This is a genomic window from Phytohabitans houttuyneae, assembly GCF_011764425.1.
Classification (GTDB): Bacteria; Actinomycetota; Actinomycetes; order Mycobacteriales; family Micromonosporaceae; genus Phytohabitans; species Phytohabitans houttuyneae.
Map to the genome: position 1 here is coordinate 279,170 of NZ_BLPF01000001.1, position 19,413 is coordinate 298,582.

18 protein-coding genes are annotated in these 19,413 nt (G+C 74.4%); 9 read left to right on the forward strand and 9 right to left on the reverse strand.

The genetic code is table 11. The features are described 5' to 3' along the window. Positions 1–33 precede the first annotated feature (33 nt). Both Phou_RS01300 and Phou_RS01305 read left to right on the forward strand, forming a co-directional pair. Entirely contained in the window at positions 34–1,620 is a 1,587-nt protein-coding gene (locus tag Phou_RS01300; RefSeq protein ID WP_173052787.1) for a DHA2 family efflux MFS transporter permease subunit, read from the forward strand. Between the two features lie 143 nt (positions 1,621–1,763). Then, positions 1,764–2,405 (forward strand): maleylpyruvate isomerase N-terminal domain-containing protein, encoded by a 642-nt coding sequence (locus Phou_RS01305; protein WP_173052789.1) that lies wholly within the window; start codon positions 1,764–1,766, stop codon positions 2,403–2,405. A gap of 68 nt (positions 2,406–2,473) precedes the next feature. On the opposite strand, the gene Phou_RS01310 is transcribed toward Phou_RS01305, so the two are convergent. Further along, entirely contained in the window at positions 2,474–3,145 is a 672-nt protein-coding gene (locus Phou_RS01310; RefSeq protein WP_173052791.1) for a response regulator, read from the reverse strand. Beyond that, a complete protein-coding gene (locus tag Phou_RS01315; RefSeq protein WP_173052793.1) occupies positions 3,142–4,221 on the reverse strand; it encodes a sensor histidine kinase in 1,080 nt (359 codons plus the stop codon). The genes Phou_RS01310 and Phou_RS01315 overlap by 4 nt, the downstream gene beginning before the upstream one ends. Before the next feature lie 173 nt (positions 4,222–4,394). Between Phou_RS01315 and Phou_RS01320 the strand changes: the two genes are divergently transcribed. Continuing rightward, positions 4,395–4,799, forward strand: coding sequence for a DUF6069 family protein (locus Phou_RS01320; RefSeq protein WP_173052795.1), 405 nt, complete (start codon positions 4,395–4,397; stop codon positions 4,797–4,799). Here Phou_RS01320 and Phou_RS01325 read toward each other — a convergent pair. Next, the gene (locus Phou_RS01325) at positions 4,788–5,855 is read right to left on the reverse strand and encodes an alkene reductase (RefSeq protein ID WP_218578619.1); all 1,068 of its coding nucleotides are present in this window, start codon (positions 5,853–5,855) and stop codon (positions 4,788–4,790) included. The genes Phou_RS01320 and Phou_RS01325 overlap by 12 nt on opposite strands. Before the next feature lie 51 nt (positions 5,856–5,906). Between Phou_RS01325 and Phou_RS01330 the strand changes: the two genes are divergently transcribed. Together Phou_RS01330 and Phou_RS01335 are read left to right on the forward strand one after the other, a co-directional pair. Continuing rightward, positions 5,907–6,266 carry a MerR family transcriptional regulator gene (locus tag Phou_RS01330; protein ID WP_173052799.1) on the forward strand — a complete coding sequence of 120 codons (360 nt, stop codon included), beginning with the start codon at positions 5,907–5,909 and terminating at the stop codon, positions 6,264–6,266. 32 nt (positions 6,267–6,298) lie between these two features. Continuing rightward, a complete protein-coding gene (locus tag Phou_RS01335; RefSeq protein ID WP_173052801.1) occupies positions 6,299–6,685 on the forward strand; it encodes a hypothetical protein in 387 nt (128 codons plus the stop codon). A 107-nt stretch (positions 6,686–6,792) separates the two neighbouring features. On the opposite strand, the gene Phou_RS01340 is transcribed toward Phou_RS01335, so the two are convergent. From Phou_RS01340 to Phou_RS01355, 4 genes are all read right to left on the reverse strand, one after another. Beyond that, positions 6,793–7,584, reverse strand: coding sequence for an NAD-dependent epimerase/dehydratase family protein (locus Phou_RS01340; RefSeq protein ID WP_218578620.1), 792 nt, complete (start codon positions 7,582–7,584; stop codon positions 6,793–6,795). Next, positions 7,581–8,951 carry an aldehyde dehydrogenase family protein gene (locus Phou_RS01345; protein WP_218578621.1) on the reverse strand — a complete coding sequence of 457 codons (1,371 nt, stop codon included), beginning with the start codon at positions 8,949–8,951 and terminating at the stop codon, positions 7,581–7,583. Before Phou_RS01345 ends, Phou_RS01340 begins: the two co-directional genes overlap by 4 nt. A gap of 2 nt (positions 8,952–8,953) precedes the next feature. Beyond that, complete coding sequence (locus tag Phou_RS54885; protein WP_308784373.1) at positions 8,954–9,418, reverse strand: fumarylacetoacetate hydrolase family protein; 465 nt, start codon at positions 9,416–9,418, stop codon at positions 8,954–8,956. Between the two features lie 443 nt (positions 9,419–9,861). Then, the gene (locus Phou_RS01355) at positions 9,862–11,820 is read right to left on the reverse strand and encodes a hypothetical protein (protein ID WP_173052805.1); all 1,959 of its coding nucleotides are present in this window, start codon (positions 11,818–11,820) and stop codon (positions 9,862–9,864) included. Between the two features lie 86 nt (positions 11,821–11,906). On the opposite strand from Phou_RS01355, the gene Phou_RS01360 reads away from it, so the two are divergent. Both Phou_RS01360 and Phou_RS01365 read left to right on the forward strand, forming a co-directional pair. Beyond that, complete coding sequence (locus Phou_RS01360) at positions 11,907–13,004, forward strand: ADP-ribosylglycohydrolase family protein (RefSeq protein WP_218578623.1); 1,098 nt, start codon at positions 11,907–11,909, stop codon at positions 13,002–13,004. Positions 13,005–13,018: 14 nt separating this feature from the next. Continuing rightward, positions 13,019–13,510 carry an RpiB/LacA/LacB family sugar-phosphate isomerase gene (locus tag Phou_RS01365; RefSeq protein WP_173052809.1) on the forward strand — a complete coding sequence of 164 codons (492 nt, stop codon included), beginning with the start codon at positions 13,019–13,021 and terminating at the stop codon, positions 13,508–13,510. Between the two features lie 19 nt (positions 13,511–13,529). On the opposite strand, the gene Phou_RS01370 is transcribed toward Phou_RS01365, so the two are convergent. Continuing rightward, entirely contained in the window at positions 13,530–14,240 is a 711-nt protein-coding gene (locus Phou_RS01370) for a fibronectin type III domain-containing protein (protein WP_173052811.1), read from the reverse strand. A gap of 53 nt (positions 14,241–14,293) precedes the next feature. Further along, a complete protein-coding gene (locus Phou_RS01375) occupies positions 14,294–14,893 on the reverse strand; it encodes a hypothetical protein (RefSeq protein ID WP_173052813.1) in 600 nt (199 codons plus the stop codon). A 169-nt stretch (positions 14,894–15,062) separates the two neighbouring features. Here Phou_RS01375 and Phou_RS01380 point away from each other — a divergent pair, with 169 nt between their 5' ends. Then, positions 15,063–17,981 carry an AfsR/SARP family transcriptional regulator gene (locus Phou_RS01380; RefSeq protein ID WP_173052815.1) on the forward strand — a complete coding sequence of 973 codons (2,919 nt, stop codon included), beginning with the start codon at positions 15,063–15,065 and terminating at the stop codon, positions 17,979–17,981. A 134-nt stretch (positions 17,982–18,115) separates the two neighbouring features. After that, on the forward strand, positions 18,116–19,219 hold the full coding sequence (locus Phou_RS01385; protein WP_173052817.1) for an FAD-dependent monooxygenase: 1,104 nt from the start codon (positions 18,116–18,118) through the stop codon (positions 19,217–19,219). Positions 19,220–19,413 lie beyond the last annotated feature (194 nt).

Below are 19,413 nucleotides of genomic sequence, written 5' to 3' on the forward strand. Positions count from 1 at the left end.
ACCAGGACCGGCCGCCGGGATCTGGGAGGTCATGTGACCAGTCAAGCCGCCGCGGCACCCGACAAGCTCGACGGGACCGTCCTCAAGATTGCCGGCGTCGTCGTGCTCGGCGCGATCATGTCGATCCTTGACATCACGGTCGTGAGCGTGGCGCTGCCGACGTTCCAGAGCGAGTTCGGCGCGACGTACGCCGAGGTCGCCTGGACCATGACCGGCTACACGCTCGCGCTGGCCACGGTGATCCCGCTCAGCGGCTGGGCGGCCGACCGGTTCGGCACCAAGCGGCTGTACATGCTGGCGATCCTGCTCTTCACGCTCGGCTCCGTGCTCTGCGCCACCGCCGACTCGATCGGGCAGCTGATCGCGTACCGGGTCCTGCAGGGCCTCGGCGGCGGCATGCTGATGCCGCTCGGCATGACGATCATGACGCGCGCGGCCGGGCCGGCGCGGATCGGCCGGCTGATGGCCGTCCTGGGCATCCCGATGCTGCTCGGCCCGATCGGCGGCCCCATCCTGGGCGGCTGGCTGATCGACTCGGCGAGCTGGCACTGGATCTTCCTGATCAACCTCCCGATCGGCGTGATCGCCCTCGTGTACGCGTTCTTCGCCCTCCCGAAGGACGCCGCCGAGCCGTCCGAGTCGTTCGACTTCATCGGCATGCTGATGCTGTCGCCCGGCCTCGCCCTCTTCCTGTACGGCGTCTCGTCCCTGCCCGAGACCGGCACGATCACCGCCACGAAGGTCTGGACCACGATGCTGGCCGGCGCCATCCTGGTGATCACCTTCGTGCTCTACTCGTTCCGGCCGCGCCACCCGCTGCTCGACCTGCGCCTGTTCCGCAACCGCAGCCTGACGGTCGCGTCGGTCTCCCTGTTCGTGTTCATCATCGCGTTCATGGGCGCCGGCCTGCTGTTCCCGAGCTACTTCCTGCAGGTGCGCGGCGAGTCCACGCTCCACGCCGGCCTGCTGATGGCGCCGCAGGGCATCGGCGCGATGCTCACGATGCCGATCGCGGGCACGCTGGCCGACAAGATCCCGGTCGGCCGCACGGTGCCGTTCGCGATGGCGCTGATCGCCGCCGGCTTCTTCACGTTCACCCAGGTCGGCACCGACACGTCGTACCTGCTGCTGTGCGGCTCGCTGTTCGTCATGGGCCTCGGCATGGGCGGCACGATGATGCCGATCATGACCTCGGCGCTGCGCACGCTGACCCCGCAGGACACCGCCCGCGGCTCCACCCTGGTCAACATCCTCCAGCAGATCGGCAGCTCCGTCGGCGCCGCCACCATGTCGGTGATCCTCACCAGCCAGCTGAACGGCTCGCCCGTGATCCCCGGCCTGACCGACCCGCAGACCGGCGAGCCGGTCACCGAGGCCGGCGCCGCCATCGCCAACAACCACGGCGCCGGCATCCCGCTGCCCCCGGAGGTCTTCGCGCGCGGCCTGGCCTTCGTGGCCGACTCGTTCGCCACGACCTTCTGGGTCGGCTTCGTGCTGGTGCTGCTGACCTTCATCCCGATCGCGTTCCTCCCGCGCAAGCGCGAGGTCTCGCGCCAGGGTGGCGCCGCCACCGAGCTCGGCGGCGACAAGCCGGCACCCGCGGCCACGATGGTCCACTGAGGACCGACGGGAAGGGGGGTGCGCGTCACGCGCACCCCCCTTCTTCATGTCGCACGCCCGGCGAGCCCGGCCCGCACCTGTATCCACCGCCGGCGCGGCCGCCCCGGATCGACACGGCCGGCGGAAGACAAGAAAATCACCGCATGACAGGTACCCGGGACGACTTCATCGCCACCGCCCGCGCGGTCGCGCCGCTCTTCCGCGACCCGGCGGTGGCCGCCGCGTGGGACGGGCCGAGCGCGCTCGCCGAGTTCAGCGTCGGCGGCCTGGCCGGACATCTCGCGTACCAGGTGCTGGCCCTGCCCGGCGTGCTGGCCGCGCCCGAGCCGACCGAGCCGGTGATCAGCCTGGCGGAGCACTACGGCCGGGTGGCCTGGATCGGCGCCGACCTGGACGCCGAGATCAACGTGCGCATCCGGCAGGGCGGCGACGCGATCGGCGCGGAGGGGGCGCACGCGCTCGCGGAGCGGTACGACGCGGCCGTCGACGACCTCGCCGCCGGCCTGCCCGCCGCCGCACCCGACCGCAACGCCCGCATCTCGCTGTGGGGACCGTGGTCGATGCGCCTTGACGACCTGCTGGTGACCCGCATGATGGAGCTCGCCGTGCACGCGGACGACCTGGCGGTCAGCGTGGGCGTCGAGACCCCGCCGTTCCCGCCGACCGCGGTCGAGACCGTGGTCGACCTGCTGTCCCGCCTGGCCGTCCGCCGGCACGGTCCGACCGCCGTGCTGCGCGCGCTCAGCCGCGCCGAACGCGCCCCCGACACCATCACGGCGTTCTGACCCGTCTCAGCCGCCCCAGGCGTAGACCTCGGACCCACGTCGGCGTCGCCATGCCGGCTCCCGCTCCCCTAGGCGGGCGCCGTACCCGGGCGGACGAGTCCCGTCTCGTACGCGAACACCGCCGCCTGCACGCGGTCGCGCAGGCCGAGCTTCGTGAGGATCGCGGAGACGTGGGTCTTCACGGTGGCCTGGGTGAGAAAGAGGCGCTCGCCAATCTCGGCGTTGGTCAGCGCGCGGGCCACCAGCGTCAGCACCTCCACCTCACGGGCGGTCAGCACGTCGAGCCGCGCGGACTGGGACGGCCCGGCCGGCAGCCCGGCGGCGAAGCGGTCCAGCAGGCGGCGGGTGACCGTAGGCGCGAGCAGCGCCTCGCCGCGGGCCACCACGCGTACGGCGTCGGCCAGCTCAGCCGGCCGGATGTCCTTGAGCAGGAAGCCGCTCGCCCCGGCCCGCAGCGCCGCGAAGACCGGCTCGTCCAGGTCGAACGTGGTCAGCATCACCACCCGCGCGCGGCTGCCGGACTCGACGATCCGCCGGGTCGCCTCGATGCCGTCGAGGCGGGGCATGCGCACGTCCATCAGCACGACGTCCGGGTCGGTGGTGGCGGCCAACTCGACCGCCTCCTGCCCGTCGGCCGCCTCGCCGACGACCTCGATGTCCTCGCGGGACTCCAGGATCATCGTGAACCCGGCCCGTACCAGCTCCTGGTCGTCGGCGAGCAGCACCCGGACCGTGGTCATCGCACCTCCAGCGGCAGCCGCGCGGACACCCGGAACCCGCCGGCCGGCAGCGGACCCGCCTCCAGCGTGCCGCCCACGAGCCGGGCCCGCTCGCGCATCCCGATCAGGCCGGCTCCCCCGCCGCCCGCCGGGGCGGCGCTGCCGTCGTCCGTGACCTCGACCAGCAGCGCGCCGTCGGTCCAGCGCAGGTCGACGTCGGCGCGGGTGGCACGGGCGTGGCGGAGGGTGTTGGTGAGGGACTCCTGCACGATGCGGTACGCGGAGAGGCTCACGTTCGCCGGTACGTCCCGCGCCGCACCGTCCCGGTTGACAGCGACCGCGAGCCCGGCCGAGCCGAGCGCGGAGGCGAGCGCGTCCACCTGGTCGAGGCCGGGCTGGGGGCCGCGCGGGTCGGGTTCGCCGGCGCGCATGGTCTCCAGCATCGCGCGCAGCTCGGCGAGTGCGGCGCGGCCGTGCTCCTGGATCGTGTCGAGCGCGGCCCGCGCCTTCTCGGGGCGCGCGTCGAACACGTCGGCGGCGGCACCGGCCTGCACGACCATCAGCGACACGGTGTGCGCGACCACGTCGTGCAGCTCGCGGGCGAGGCGGGCGCGCTCGTCGGCGACGATGCGGCGGCGCTCCTCGGCGCGCCGGGCCGCCCGGATCCGGGCCAGCTCGCCCCAGCTCCAGCCGAGCAGGGTGGCGAAGAGCGCGATGACGAAGTTCTGCCAGCCGCCGGTGACCAGCTCGATCGGGGTCAACGCGACGAGCGCGCCGAGCAGCCAGGCCGACTCGCGGGGCGGGCGGAGGCGGGACACGTACGTCAGCGGGGCGGCGATCAGCCCCAGCCAGCCGAAGTCGGGTGCGGCTGCCTCGAACCCGGCGCCGGCCAGCAACGCCACCGCGATCGCCAGCCCGATGTGGCGGCGCATGAGGGACAGCGACGCGCCCTGAGCGACGGCACAGGCGACGGCAACAGCCGCGGCCGTGCTTCCAGGCCCGTCGGGGGCGGTCAGCACCCACGTGGCGAGGCCGGCGGCGAGCACGGCGCCGAGGATCCCGTCGAAGAGGGCTGGCCGGCAGCGGATTGCGTTCATGACCATCACGGTATGCGGCGGGACGCCGCGGTCCATCGGGCTCGGGACCGACCGCGCGGCGCGCGCGCCTCCGTCTCGGGACGGAGGGGCGATCCGGTCCGGCGGGCGATCCGGGACGAGGACCGCGCGGCGGATCGTGGGCAACCTCGGATCACTACAGGAGGTACCCCGAAATGACCGCGACTCTGCACACGAAGGCTCGGCCCGTCGCCCGTACCCGTGCGGCTTGGATCGTGGCGGCGACGGCCGTGACCAGCGCGATCTGGGCGGCCGCCCGCGGCCTCGGCGCCGATCTGACCGCGAACGACACGGCGGTGACCCTGCCCGCGGTGATCGCCACGACGGTCCTGGTCGGGCTGGCGGCGTGGGCGCTGCTCGCGATCCTGGAACGCGCCACGCGCCGCGCCGCCACCGCCTGGACCTGCGTGGCGGTGGCGGTGCTGCTGCTCTCGCTGGCCGGTCCGGTGGGCGGCGCGGCGACCGGCGGCGGGAAGGCCGCGCTGGCCGCGATGCACCTGGCCGCCGCGGCCGTGCTGATCCCCGGCCTGCGCCGGACTACGCGCCGCTCACAGGGATGAGTAGTCGGTGTATCCGGTGTCGGTCCGCACGTACTGGAGGTACTCCGCGCGCACCGGGTTGAGCGGCGCGCCGGTGCGCAGGCGGGCCACCAGGTCCGGGTTCGCGGCGAACGCGCGGCCCAGCGCCACGAGGTCGGCGCCCGCCGCGAGCAGCCGCTCGCCCGCCGCCGCGCCGCCGTCCGCGGGCAGCGGGCCGGGCCACGGCAGCGCCGGGTTGGCCACGAGCGTGCCGGCCCAGTGCTTGCGCAGGTACTGGAACGTCGGCTGGTCGGGGTCGGCGAAGACGACGTGGAGGTACGCCAGGCCGGCGCCGGCGAGCGCGTCCACCAGCGCGGCGTAGATGTCGTCGGTGTCGCCCTCGACGATGCCGTTGACCGTGTTGCCGGGTGAGACGCGCAGGCCCACCCGCTCCGGCCCGACCGCCGCGGCGACCGCCTCGACGGTCTCGACGACCGCGCGGATCCGGTGCGCAGCCGGCCCGCCGTAGCGGTCGCCGCGCCGGTTGGTGTTGCCGGCCAGGAACTGGTGCAGCAGGTACCCGTTCGCGGCGTGCACCTCCACGCCCGCGAAGCCGGCCGCGACCGCGTTGCGCGCCGCGGTCGCGAAGTCGTCCACAGTGGAGCGTATGTCGGCCGCGGTCATCTCGCGCGGCGTCACGGCCGGCTTCTCCCCGCCCGGCGTGACGAGGGGCACCGGCAGCGGCACCGGCGAGGGTGCGAGCGGCACGAGGCCGCTGGTCTCCGGGTGCCCGATCCGGCCGCCGTGCTGAAGCTGCAGGAACATCCGGCCATGGCCCACCGCGCCGGTCACCCGCCGCCAGCCGGCCACCTGCGCCTCGTCGTGGATGCCGGGGATGTGTGGGTACGTGGCGCCGACCGCGTTGGGCGTCGTGGCCTCGGCGACGATGAGGCCGGCCGTGGCACGCTGCGCGTAGTACGTGGCCATGCTCACCCCCGGCACCCCGTCGGCACCGGCGCGGTTACGCGTCATCGGGGCCATGACCAGGCGGTTAGGCAGCGTCAACGGGCCGAGTTCGTAAGGCGTGAAGAGGCTCATGGGCGGTACGGTAAAACTTGACATCAGTGTCAAGTACAAGAGGTGTTTTCGATGCGGATCGGCGAGCTGGCGCGGCGCACCGGGGTGAGCACCCGTTCCCTGCGCTACTACGAGGAGCAGGGCCTGCTGTTACCGGAGCGCACGGTGGGCGGCCAGCGCGAGTACCCGGACACCGCCGTCGACCGGGTGATCCGCATCCAGGAGCTCTACGCCGCCGGCGTGCCCAGCCGGAGGATCGGGCGCTTCCTCACCTGCATGCGCGACGTCGACGGCGGCCCCAACGAGATCGCCGACGGCAAGCTCGTGGCGGAGCTCACCGCCGAACGCGACCGCATCGACCGGCTGATGGCCGATCTGGCCCGCTCCCGCGAGGTCCTCAACGACGTCATCCAGACCGCCGCGGGCCGCTAGCGGTCGCCGGTCGCCCCTCGCGCCGCACAATCGTGGCCGGCTTCGTCCGCGTGATCGTGCCGGCTTCGTCCGCGCAGGAACAAATCCCCGAGAGGTGGGCTACCGCGATGTCCGCCGTGGTCCGGACCGTTGCTCCCGCGGCCTCGCCCTCCGCGGTCGCCCAGCTCACCCCGAAGAGCCTGCTCCCGCAGATCCAGGAAAAGTTGGTGCTGCTCGACTTTTCGCAGTCGGGATTGCTTGCCGTGGCGTGGCGTGACCGTCGAGCAGGTGGCGGCGGTGTGAGCTTCGAGATCTTGGTGAGTTTGCGCGTTATTTCGACGCCAACTTGCCAAGATCTGCCGGAGCGGGCTGCTGGTTTGAGCCGGACGACCACGGAGGGTGAGGCGGCAACCGCGGGCACAGCGGCAGCGGAGAGCTAACTCGGGGTCGGACTCAAAGAAGGCTCACCCTGAGCGCGAAAGAACTCGAAATCAGGCACGCAGCAGGGGCGCGTGTGGCGAAAGCGCCCCCTGAAAGGGTTCGTCGGTTAGGGGGCGTCGTGTCGCCAGCCTAGGAGGCGTTCTGCCTTGGCGCAGTCGAAGAGGGCGGCGTTGCCGGGCAGCGGCCGGCGCAGCGGGACGTCCGGGTAGTACGTGGCGCACAGCCGCTCGGTTGGAGTGTCCACAATGGTCTGTTGCGCCACGATGTAGAAGACCTCGTGCCCGGTGAAGTCGGCGGACAGCGCGTCCAGGCAGGCCCGCGCGGCGGCCGGGCGCAGCACGTAGCCCCACAGGTCGCGGGTCGCGAAGCCGTCGCGCTCCGGGTCGCCGGGCACGAGACCGACCGGCCGTTCGGTGCGTACGCCGTGCAGGCGCAGGCTCGCGATCGACATGTGCGGGTAGCGGCGGGCGATGCTGTCGGCCTGCGCCTCGCCGATCCACTTCGACAGGCTGTACGGGTCCTCGTTGTACGTCGGGTGCCCCTCGTCCACCGGAAAGTAGTCGAAGCGGGGCCGCCGCGAGTAGCCGCCGCCGATCGCGTTCACGCTCGAGGCGAGGCAGACCCGGTCGATGCCGAGCTCGGCCGCCACCCGTAGCGCGTTGTAGCTGGCGGTCACGTTGTTGTTGTGCACTTCGTGGTCCGGCCACCGCCCCGGCCCCGGGTACGCGGCCAGGTGCACCAGCGCCGCGCAGCCCGCGACCGCCTCGGACAGCGCGCCGTACGACGTCACGTCCACGTCCGGCAGGTCGAGCGCCACCACGTCGTGTCCTCGCGACGCGGCCAGCTCGACGACCGCGCGGCCCACCCGGCCGGCCGCGCCGGTGATCGCCACCTTCACGGGCTCAGCGTCACCGTGGTGGTACGGGTGTAGAAGTCACGCGCCGCCGGACCCTGCTCGCGCGGGCCGTAGCTGGACTCCTTCGCCCCGCCGAACGGCGCGTGGAAGTCCACGCCCGCGGTCGGCGCGTTCACCTTGGCCATGCCGACGTCGAGGCGGGGCGCGAGCGTGAGCGCGTGGCCGAGGTCGCGGGTGAAGAGGGCGGCGACCAGGCCGTACCGCACGGAGTTGGCCGCCTCGACGGCCGCTTCCGGCGAGGCGGCCGGAACCACCGCGCAGATCGGCCCGAAGACCTCCTCGGTGAGCAGCTCGTCCCCGTCCGCCAGGCCGGTGACGACGGTCGGCGCCACGAACCACCCCGCGCCGTCGAGCGCCCGCCCGCCGGTGAGCACCTTGGCACCGCGCGCCGCGGCGCGGTCGGCCGCGCCGGTGACCGCGTCGCGGGCCTCCTGCTCGATGACCGGGCCGACCGCGATGCCCGGCGCGGCGGGGTCACCGACGCCGAGCGCCTCGACGGCCGCGACGAGCCGCTCGGCGAACCCGTCCGCGTCGCCGACCACGATGACGCGGCTTGTGGCGGTGCACTTCTGGCCCGCGTACCCCATCGCGGCGCCCGCGATCGCCTTCGCGGCGGCGTCGAGGTCGGCGTCGGGCAGCACGATGGAGGCGTTCTGGCCGCCCATCTCGCACTGCGCCGGGATGCCGCGCTCGGCCGCCGCGCGGCGCACCTTGCCGCCGGCCGCGACCGATCCGGTGAACGAGACCGCGTCCACCCGCTCGACGACCGCCGCGCCCGCCGCGCCACCGCCCGTGACCAGCGTGAACACGCCGTCGGGCAGCGCGCCGGCGAAGATCTCGGCCAGCCGCAGCGCCACCGCCGGGGACTGCTCGGCCGGCTTGAGCACCACCCCGTTGCCGAACGCGAGCGCCGGCGCGGCCTTCCACAGCGGGATCGCGACCGGAAAGTTCCACGGCGTGATCAGGCCGGCGACACCGTGCGGCCGGCGGCGGGTGTGCAGCAGCGAGGCGCCGTCGGCGGCCGGGTAGACGTCGCCCTCGGGCAGCAGCGCCGCCTGCGCGAAGTACCGCAGGATCGCCACCCCCCGGGCCACCTCGCCGGCCGCCTCGCCGGTGGGCTTGCCGACCTCGCGCACGACAAGCGCGGCCACCTCGCCCGCGGCGCCGGCGAGGGCGTCGGCGCAGGCGTTCAGCGCGGCGGCCCGCTCGGTGGCCGGGCGGCGGGCCCAGCCGGCGCCGGCCGTACGCGCCCGCTCGACGGCGTCCGACACCTCGGCGGCCTGGCTGTCCGGCACCCGGACGACAAGGTCGCCGGGCGACTGCGGCGAGCGGCTCTCGATGTGTTCCACGTTCATCCCCCTGTACCGACGACCGTGACCGGGTTGCGCAGGGTTCCTACCCCGGCGACGTCGATCGTCACCACGTCGCCCGCGCGCAGCGTGAAGTCCCGGTCCGGGACCACGCCGGTGCCGGTGAGCAGCACCACCCCCGCGGGAAAGTCCAGCGCCCGCGTCAACCAGGAGATCAGATCCGCCGGGGTACGCGCGAGCCGGGCTGTCGACGTCTCGGCCGCCCACACCTCGGCGCCGGCCCGCTCCACCCGCACCGCCACCGGAAACGGCCCCGGTCCCGCCTCCCAGACCGGCACGATCGCCGGGCCGAGCGCGCAGGAGCGCGTGTACACCTTGGCCTGGGGCAGGTAGAGCGGGTTCTCCCCTCGATCGAGCGGCTGCTCATGTCGTTGCCGACCGTGTACCCGAACACCTCGCCCGCCGCGTTCACCACCAGGCCGAGCTCGGCCTCGGGCACGTCCCACCCGGAGTCGGCGCGGATGCCGACCGGCTCGCCGTCGCCGACCACCCGCCCGGCGGTCGCCTTGAAGAAGACCTCGGGCCGGTCCGCGTTGTACACGTGGTCGTAGAGCCCGGCGTGCCCGGCGTGCTCCGACTCCTCCCGCCGGCCTTCACGGCTGCGCTGGTACGTGACGCCGGCAGCCCACACCTCCTGCACGTCGACCGGCGCGCGCAGCGGCGCCTCGGCGGCCGGCCCGTCGGCGGCCTCGCAGCGGGCGCGGGCCTCCGAAAGTGGCAGCGCCAGCAGGTCACCGAGGCTCGCGCCGAGCGCGGAGCGCCGCCCGTCGCGGTCGACGGCCCAGCCGTCGTGCGTGCGTACCAGTCGCGTCACGGTCTCCCCTTCCCGCCGCGCCGCTGGCCAGGTGCGATGGGCGCGGCGCGAGAGGATGGTATCCGCCGCCGCGGCTCAGGCCGGCGCTGGCAGCTCGGACGGGAGTTCGCTGGTGTCCTTGCGGGGCTCGATGGACTCGCTGACCGCCGCGTCGTGGTAGACGTACGTGGTCACCAGCGCGACGAACGGCAGCGTGACCGCGTAGACCACACCGGCGACGATGTTGACCAGGGCGAACGACGCGTCCGTCGCGAAGATCAGCAGGAAGCCGACCAGCGGGCCGAGGGCGAGAAAGATGCCGGCGCCGGCCACGACCAGCCAGGCGACCTTCCACCAGCGGCCGCGGACAAGCTCGGAGGAGCGGCGCAGGGCACGCAGGACCGTGGCGGCCGAGACGCGGGCGTCGGGCCGCGGCTCGCGTGGTGCGGGGTCGCCTTCCAGCACGATCACCTGGCCGACCAGGGACCAGCGGCCGGCCAGCCACACCGCGACCGGGAGCCCGATCAGCGTGGCGCCGAGCACCACGACCGAGGTGACCGCGATCACCACGGCACCGAGCAGGCGGGGGAGGTGGCGCAGCGCCATCGCGTACGCCCGCACCGGCCCGATCGGCCGCCCCTCGTCCACTTCGGTGAGCGCCCGCGCGGTGGCGGCCTGCACCAGCCCCAGCCCGGCGAGCGTGACCGTCGCACCGACCACCACCGGGAGCGTGGCGAGCACGCCACCGCTGCCGCCCAGGTCGATGCCGAGCACGTTCTGCGTGCCGAGCGCGAGCCACTGCAGGAGCGCGACCAGGCCGGCGATCGGGAGCACCGCGAGGCCGATGCCGCCGAAGAGGTGCCAGCGCCGCAGGTACATGTGGGCCGAGGCGGCGAGGATCTGGCCCCACGCGCGGCGGCGGGCGACCCGCAGCGGGGCGGCCGGGCGAAACCGGGTGCGGTGCACCAGGTACAGCGCGAACGCCGCCACGATCCCGGCCACCAGCAGCACCCGCTCGGGCTGGTCGACGGTGCGGCGCAGCGCGTCCGAGCCGGCGCGGAGGCCGGCGCAGAAGAAGTCGGTCGCACCGGTGCCGAGCAGCCCGCCGGCCGGCACCGCGTAGCTGCGCCCCCGCCAGTCCTGCGCGTACGCGATCGGCTCCGTCCACTGCCGCTTGAGGTTCGGCCCGGTCGGCCCGTTGTAGAACGCCGTCTGCAGCTCGCCCCACCGCCCCTCGAACGTGATCCACGGGAACGCCTCACCCGCCGCCGCGGGGTCGCTCGGGATCACCTTCACCACCGGCCGCAACTCGACGCTCGGGCTCGTGGCGTCGTCGCAGCCCACGCCCTGCGAGCCGGAGCTGCCCAGGTAGAGCGCGTCCTCGAAGAAGTTGGCGTGCGAGCCGGCGGCGGGGTGGACGACGGGGTGGGTGCCGTCGACGATCTCCAGCTTGCGGTCGCCCCACTCGGCCCGCTCGGCGCCCTCGTGCTGGCTGTACCCCACCTCCTCCGGCTCCACCTCCAGCGCGCCGGCCGCGTCCGGTGCGTCGAAGACGAGCTGGATCATCTCCCAGTCGCCCTCGTGCGTGTTGTTGAAGTCGTTGAACGCGTAGAAGAACCAGTACTGCAACGCCACCTGGCCCGGGTAGCCGGGATCGGTCGCCACGTGCGCGTACACGGCCGGCGGCGTACCGCCGTTCACCCGGTCGGCCCACCGCTCGTAGCCGCAGCCGGGGTGCAGCGGGTTTCCCGGGAAGTCGAGGTGGTACTCGTACCGCCCCGCGGACAGGTCCGACGCGCTCGGCCCGATCTTGACCAGGTCGGTGGAGGTCCACGGCCCGCGCAGCGCCACGGTGGACTGTCCGAAGAGCACGCCGACGTCCATCGGCCGGTACGGCTCGCCGTACCCGCACTCCTCGTCCTGCTGGACCAGCCGCACCACCGGCGCGTACCGCTGGGCCAGTGCGGTCTCGTCGCCGAGGTCCGCCCGGGCGGGAGCGCCGCCGGCGGCCAGCAGGCCCGCGGCGGCAAGGGCGGGCGCGAGGACCCACCGCATCACCCCGCACCCGCGCATATCGCCCATTGTGGCCGCGCCATCATGATCTGGTACCGGATTGCTAAGATCGCGTCGCAATGATCAAGATGGATCGGGCGTCCCAGGAGCGCTTCCGCTCACGGGTCCGCGGCTGCCTGCTGGGCGGCGCGGTCGGCGACGCGCTCGGCGCGCCGGTCGAGTTCCTGTCGCTGGACCGCATCCACGCCAGGTACGGGCCTGACGGCCTCACCGACATCGTCACCGGCGGTGACGGCACCTCACCCGTCACCGATGACACCCAGATGACGCTCTTCACGGTGGACGGGCTGATCCGCGCCTCGGTGCGGTCCGACCGCGGCGTCAGCCACCCGCCGTCGATGGTGCACCGCGCGTACCTGCGCTGGCTCGACACCCAGCGCCTGCCCGCGCCGCCCGCCGATCCCAACGGCTGGCTCGCCGCCCAGCCCTGGCTGTACGCCCGCCGCGCACCCGGCAACGCCTGCCTGTCCGGCCTCGGCTCGCCCGGCATGGGCACGCCGGAGCAGCCGAAAAACCCGGACTCGAAGGGGTGCGGCACGGTCATGCGGTCCGCGCCGTTCGGCCTGTACCCGCAGCCGTGGCTGACGGCGGAGAAGGTGTTCGACCTGTCCGCCGAGTGCGCCACGCAGACCCACGGCCACCCGACCGGTTACCTGGCGGCCGGCGCGTTCGCCGCTATCGTCCGCACGCTGGTCGACGGCCGGGACCTGCGCGCGGCGGTCACCGTCGCGCTCGACCTGCTCGCCACCCGGACGGGGCACGAGGAGACCACGGCGGCGCTGCACGCCGCGCTGGCCGCCGCGGACGGTGGCCCGCCCTCCCCCGACGTGATCGAACGCCTCGGCGGCGCCTGGATCGCCGAGGAGGCGCTGGCCATCGGCGTCTACTGTGCACTGTCCCATCCGGACCCTGGCGAGGTACGCCAGGCGCTGCTGCTGTCGGTCAACCACTCCGGCGACAGCGACTCCACCGGCTCGGTCTGCGGCAACCTGCTGGGCGCGTGGCACGGCGAGACCGCGCTGCCGCCGGACTGGGTGGCGGTCGTCGAGGGGCGCGGGACGATCCTGGAGCTCGCCGACGACTGGGCGATGGAGCAGACCCAGTCCGCGCACCTGCACGGCGACCACGGCCCCTACACGGAGTGGATCCGCCGCTACCCCGCCTGACCTATGCTGGCCTGGTGCGAATCGCGTACGGCGCCGACGACGACAACGAGACCACCCGCGCGGTCCTCGACTACCTGTCGGGCCTCGGCGAGGTGGTCCGCGTCGGCGCCGACCGGCCGTGGCCGCAGATCGGCGCCGCGGTGGGCCAGGCCGTGACCGGCGGCGACGCCGACCTCGGCGTGGTGATGTGCTGGACCGGCACCGGCACCGCCATCGCGGCCAACAAGGTCCCCGGCGTCCGCGCCGCGCTGGCGTGGGAGCCGTGGATCGCGGCCGGCGCCCGCAAGTGGAACGACGCTAACGTGCTCGCGATGAGCCTCAAGCGCCTCGCCCCCGACGTCGCGGTCGAGGTCGCCCGCGCGTTCTTCGAGACGGCCGAGCCGGACCCGGACGAGGCCGCCAACATCGCCCTCCTCGCCGCCCTCGACCACGACCAGCCCCCAGCAGCAGTTGATCAGGGAGTTTGTGCGCGTGTCGGCCGGCGTGTCCGCCCACAGGGTCCCTGATCAACCCCGATAGCCCCCGCTAGCGGGACAGGCCCGTCGTGCGGTGGGCGACGTTGGAGCTGGCGCCGTGGTAGTAGGCGCGGACCCGAAACGACGCGCGCCGCTCCTCCGGCAGCGCGGTCAGGCCGACCGAGGTCACGTCGGGGTCCACCATCATCGCGACCGTCCAGGCGGCCGCGCCGTCCGGGCGCACCTCGACGAGGTAGCCCGCCTCGTCCGACGCGTTGTCCGCCCACGTGAAGAGCACCGCGTCGCGCGTCATCACCGTCGCCTTCAGGTCGGTGGGCGCGGCCGCGGCGCCACCGCCGCGCAGGGGGTGGCCTCCGGCCCGCGCGCCGGGCAGGCGGCGGGGGTCGGCCCAGGCGACGTCCACATTGGCCGGTTCCGGGTACGGTACACCCGTGAACCGCACGTCCACCTCGGACGACGCGGGACCGTGCAGCGGGCGCACCCGGTAGTGGAAGGGTGTCTGCGGCATCAGGTCGGGATGTTCGTACGCGCGCTGCTCGGGCGGCATGAACTGCAGGATCGTCCACGGCCCCTCCGGCGCCGTCGCGAACTCCACGATCTGTCCCGTGGCGCCCGCCTCCTCGCCGGTCCACTCGAGACGGATGTCGATCGGCGTGGTGAGCGTTGCCGTCAGCCGTACCGCCGTCGCCGGCTCCGGTGTGGACGGTGCCGCGCCGCAGCCCGCCACCGCGAGGGCCAGCAGGACCGGCAGTGCCTTCACGTCGCCTCCTCGCGTGTGCGGCCGTCCCCCGCCCGGGACGGCCGCGTCGGGTTCTACTTCTGCCAGAACTGGACGCCGCTCCATACGACCGTGGCCGGCCCGGCACCGCTGTTCGTGCGGTACGCGCCGAACTTGTCGTAGTAGCCGCCGCTCCCGCCGGTCTGTGAATGCCGGTTGGAGCCGTTGATGTACGTGCGGTGCGCACCGTTGCCCGTGTTGTGCACGGTGTTGACCCGCACCGTGGCGCCGACGGTGGCGCCGGTCGCGAGGGTGGTGCCGCCGTGCACCGCATACAGGCGGCCGCCGCGCTCCACCGCCAGCATGAAGAACGGCCCGCTCGGACCGAACGTCTGCTTCAGGCTGATCCGGGTCCCCGGCATGCTGGTGATCCGGAAGTAGCCCTCGAACTGGCGGACGCCCGTGCTGTACGTGGCGTAGCGGCGCTCGGCCCGCTGGTCACCGCTCGCGGTGGAGCAGGTGAGCTGGAACGTGAGCCCGTTGACCACGCCGCAGCCCCGCTCCTGCACGGAGAACGACGGCGAGTACGCGGTCCACGGCCCGCTCTCCAGCGGCTCGGCGGCGGCCGGCGAGGCCACGCCGAGGGCGGTGAGCGTCGCGACGGCGGCGACGAGTGCGAGTAGTCGTCTCGGCACGGAACCTCCTCACTCCGGTGCGACGCACCGGACTATCGGGATTTTCCGGAACGCTAGGCATCCAACTAGTCGCATGCATCGATTTCCCATCAGGTGGCACGCGGGAGCGTGCCCACGCGGCTGGCAGACTGTGAGACGGACGACCGCCGTCGCTCCGGCTGGGGGAGCCGTGGAGTTCCAGATCCTCGGTAGCGTGCGGGCGGTGCACGCCGGCTCCGCGCTGCCACTGGGCGGACCGAGGCACCGCCGGCTGCTCGCCGTCCTGCTGGTCCACGCGGGCCAGGCCGTGCCCACCGACCGGCTCACCGAGGCGCTGTGGGGCGACGACCCGCCGCGCAGCGCGGCCGAGATGGTCCACGTGCGGGTCAGCGAGCTGCGCGCCGCCCTGCGCCCCGCCCGGTCCGAGCGGCACGCGGGCCTCGTCGCCGGCGAGGGCGGCTACCACCTGGAGGTCGGCCCGGACGAGCTGGACGCGGGAGTCTTTGCGCGCCGCGCCGCCGCCGGCTCCCGCGCGCTCGCCGCGGGCGATGCCGCCGCCGCGCGCGACCACCTCACCGCCGCGCTCGCCGCGTGGCGCGGTCCCGCGCTCGGCGAGTTCGCGGACGAGCCGTTCGCGCGCACCGAGGCGGCCCGCCTGGAGGCGCTGCGGCTGCAGGCGTTCGAAGACCGGATCGCCGCCGAGCTCGCGCTCGGCCGGCACGCCGCGGTCGTGGCCGAGCTGGAGGCCCTCGTCGCCGGCCACCCGCTGCGCGAGCCCTTCCGCGAGCAGCTGATGCTGGCGCTCTACCGCGCGGGGCGGCAGGGCGACGCGCTACAGGCGTATGCCGAGGCCCGCGACGCGCTCGCCGACCAGCTCGGCGTCGACCCGGGACCGGGGCTGGCGAGGCTGCACGCCGCGATCCTGCGCCAGGACCCCGCGCTCGACGCTCCCCCGCCCCGCGCGGAGGCGGCCGCCCCGGCGCGCGTGGAGGCGGTCGCGCTGACGAGCTTCGTCGGCCGGGCACGCGACCTCGCCGAGACCCGCGAACGCCTCCGCGCCGGCCGCCTCGTCACGCTGACCGGGGTCGGCGGCGCCGGCAAGAGCCGGCTCGCGCTGGAGGTCGCCGCCGCGTGTGGTGCGGAGTTTCCGGACGGCACGTGGGTCGTGGAGCTGGCCCCGCTCGCCCAGCCCGGCCTCGTGGCGCCCGCCGTCGCCGCCGCGCTGCGCGTCCGCGAGCGTCCACAGCGGACACTTCTGGACCTCGTCGCCGAGCGCCTCCGCGACGCCGCCGCGCTGCTCGTGCTCGACAACTGCGAGCACCTCCTCGACGAGACGGCCGGCCTCGCCGACCACCTGCTGCGCGCCTGCCCCCGCCTGCGCGTGCTCGCCACCAGCCGCGAGCGCCTCGGCATCACCGGCGAGCACCTGTGGCCGGTCGGCGGCCTCGGCCTGCCGGCGCCCGGCGACACGTCGCTCGCCGCCGCGGCCGCGTCCGACGCGGTACGGCTGCTGGTCGAGCGGGCCGCCGCCGTGTGGCCGGGGTTCGCGCTCACCGGCGCGACGGCCGCCACGCTGACCCAGATCTGCCAGCGGCTCGACGGCCTGCCGCTGGCGATCGAGCTGGCGGCGGCGGCCGTGCCGGCCCTCGGCGTCGACCAGATCGCGTCGCGCCTCGACGACCGCTTCCGGCTGCTCACCCGCGGCAGCCGCACCGCGTCACCGCGGCATCAGACGCTGCGCGCGGTCGTCGACTGGAGCTACGACCTGCTCGACCCGCCGGCGCGGCGGCTCTTCGACCGGCTGGGCGTCTTCGTCGGCGGCTTCACGCTGGAGGCCGCCGAGGCGGTGTGCGCGGCCGAGGGCGAGCCACCGGTGGCGCAGTCGCTGCCCGCGCTTGTCGACAAGTCACTGGTGACAGTGGACAGTGCCGGCACCACCCCGCGGTACCGCCTGCTGGAGACCCTGCGCGCCTACGCGCTGGCCCGCCAGGCCGAGCAGGGGCCGGTGGCGCCGCTGCGCGACCGGCACGCGGCGTACACCCTCGCGGTCGTCACGCGGGCCCGCAGGGCCTTGCGCGGCGCGCAGCAGCCGGTGTGGCTGCGCCGCCTGGAGGCCGAGCACGGCAACATCCGCGCGGCGCTGGAGTGGTCGATCGAGCGGGGCGACGCCGGGACGGCTGTCCGGCTGGCCGGCTCGCTCTACCCGCTGTGGGACCGTCACGGGCACTACCGCGAGGGCCGCGCGTGGCTGGCCCGCGCCCTCGAGCTGCCCGCCGAGGTGCCCGCGCTAGTCCGCGCCCGCGCGCTGGACAGCGCCGCCGGCCTCGCCGCCATCCAGGGCGACCTGCCGGCAGCGGCGGCCGAGGCCGAGGAGTCGGCGCGGCTGAGCCGCGAGGCCGGCGACGGCGCCGGGGCGGCCCGCGCGCTGACCACGTCCGGCCTGGCCGCGTTCTACGCCGGCGACAACCCCAGGGCCGTGCGCGTGCTGGAGGAGTCGGTGCGCCGGGCGCGGGCCGCCGGCGACCGGGGCCAGGCGGGGTTCGCGCTGATGTACCTGTCCGCCACCGCGCTGGCCCGGGGCGACTGGGCCGAGGCGGTGCGCCGCTGCGACGAGGGCGAGCCCGAGCTGCGCGCCGTCGGCGACCCCGAGGGGCTGGCCTGGATCGACATCTGCCGCAGCGGCGCCGCCTGGCGCACCGGTGACCGCCCGGCCGCCGCCGACGCGCTGCGCGAGGCGATCCGCGGCTTCCAGAGCCTTGACCACCGGTGGGGCCTGTCCATCTGCCTCCAGCTCGCCGCCGCGATGGCCGCCGACCGGGCCGACCACCGCCGCGCGGTGTGGCTGGCCGCCACGTCCGAGGCACAGCGCCACGAGGTCGCCGCCGCCCAGATGCCGTTTCTCAAGCAGTGGCTGGACAGCACGATCGCCGCCTGCCGGCAGGCCCTGGACGGCGCCGCCTTCACCGACTCCTGGCAGTCCGGCCAGGCCACCCCGCCGGCGAGGCGATCACCGCGGCCCTGTCCGAACTCGACCCCCACCGACCGGCTCGCCGAACCCCCGATCTCCGCTGCGAGGTCCGCGGGCCGAGCCCGACCCCGCGAAGGGTGAGGCCGCGGGAGCAACGGTCCGGACCACGGCGGGCGCCGCGGTAGCTCTGATCTCAAAGGGGTGTCGCTCGAACGGGTGGCCGGGAAGGCGGCGGATAAGGATTCCGGAAGGTCGGCGCCCTACCGTTTCGGGGCATGCGGGGAAACGGGGTGCGGGTGCTCGTGGTGGGTGCGGGGATCGCCGGGTTGGCGGCCGCGCGCACGCTGCGGACCTGGGGGGCCGAGGTCGAGATCGTCGAGCGGTCGGCGGCCGCGCGCGTGGAGGGGGCCGGCATCTACCTGCCGGGCAACGCGGTCCGCGCGCTCGGCGACCTCGGGCTCGGCGCGCAGGCGGCGGCGCGGGCGGTGCGGATCGAGCGCCAGCGGGTCGGTGACCACAGGGGACGGCCGCTGATGGACCTGGCGGTGTCGGACCTCTGGCACGGCGTGGGGCCGTGCCTGGCGATGCACCGCGCCGACCTGCACGAGGTGCTCCTGGCCGGCGCCAAAGAGGTGCCGATCCGCTGGGGCGTCACGATCGAGTCCGTCGTGGACACCGGCGAGGACGTGCGGGTGACGTTCGCCGACGGCACGAGTCAGGGCTACGACCTCGTGCTCGGCGCCGACGGGGTGCACTCGACGGTCCGGCGGTTGATCTTCGGTGCGGCGGCAAGCGCCCGCCAGGTCGGGCAGTACGCGTGGCGTTTCCTCGCCCGCTGGCCCGACTCCGGTCCCGTGTGGTCGGTGATGGTGGGGCGCGGGGGCGCGTTCCTCACCATCCCGATCGGGGACGGCCTCGTGTACGTCTACTGCGACGGTCCTCTCGACGGGCCGCGGGTGGAGCCGCGCGAGCTGCTCGCCGGGTTTGCCGAGCCGGCCGCGACCGTGCTCGCCGCCGCGCGGGACGGCCTGCAGGGCGGGCCGGTCGAGGAGGTCTCGCTACCCCGCTGGTCGCGCGGGCTGACGCTGCTGATCGGCGACGCGGCGCACGCCACCTCGCCCAACATGGCCGAGGGCGCCGCGATGGCAGTTGAGGACGCGCTCGTGCTCGCCGACTGCCTCGCCGCGGCCGGCACGATCACCGGCGCGCTGCGTGCGTTCGAGGAGCGGCGGCGGCCGCGCACCGAGTGGGTCCGCGCGCAGACGCACCGCCGGGACCGCAGCCGCTCGCTGCCCACCCCGCTGCGCAACCTCGTGCTCGGGCGGCTCGGCGAAAAGCTCTTCCATTCGAGCTACGCGCCGCTCAGAAAGCGCCCGTAATTCCAACTACTCGAAAGCAAACGCCTCGCAGTCCAAAATTTTCGTTGCTCTATTGGCTTCTTGCAGACATCGGCGTTAATCTGTCGGCCAACACGCGGCCGACATGTGGCCGCAACATCGCAGTAAACGCGGTCGGCTCACGCCGAGAGCCGGCCGCGCGATCCCCACAAAGCCCGGCGGCCGCGGACGCCGGG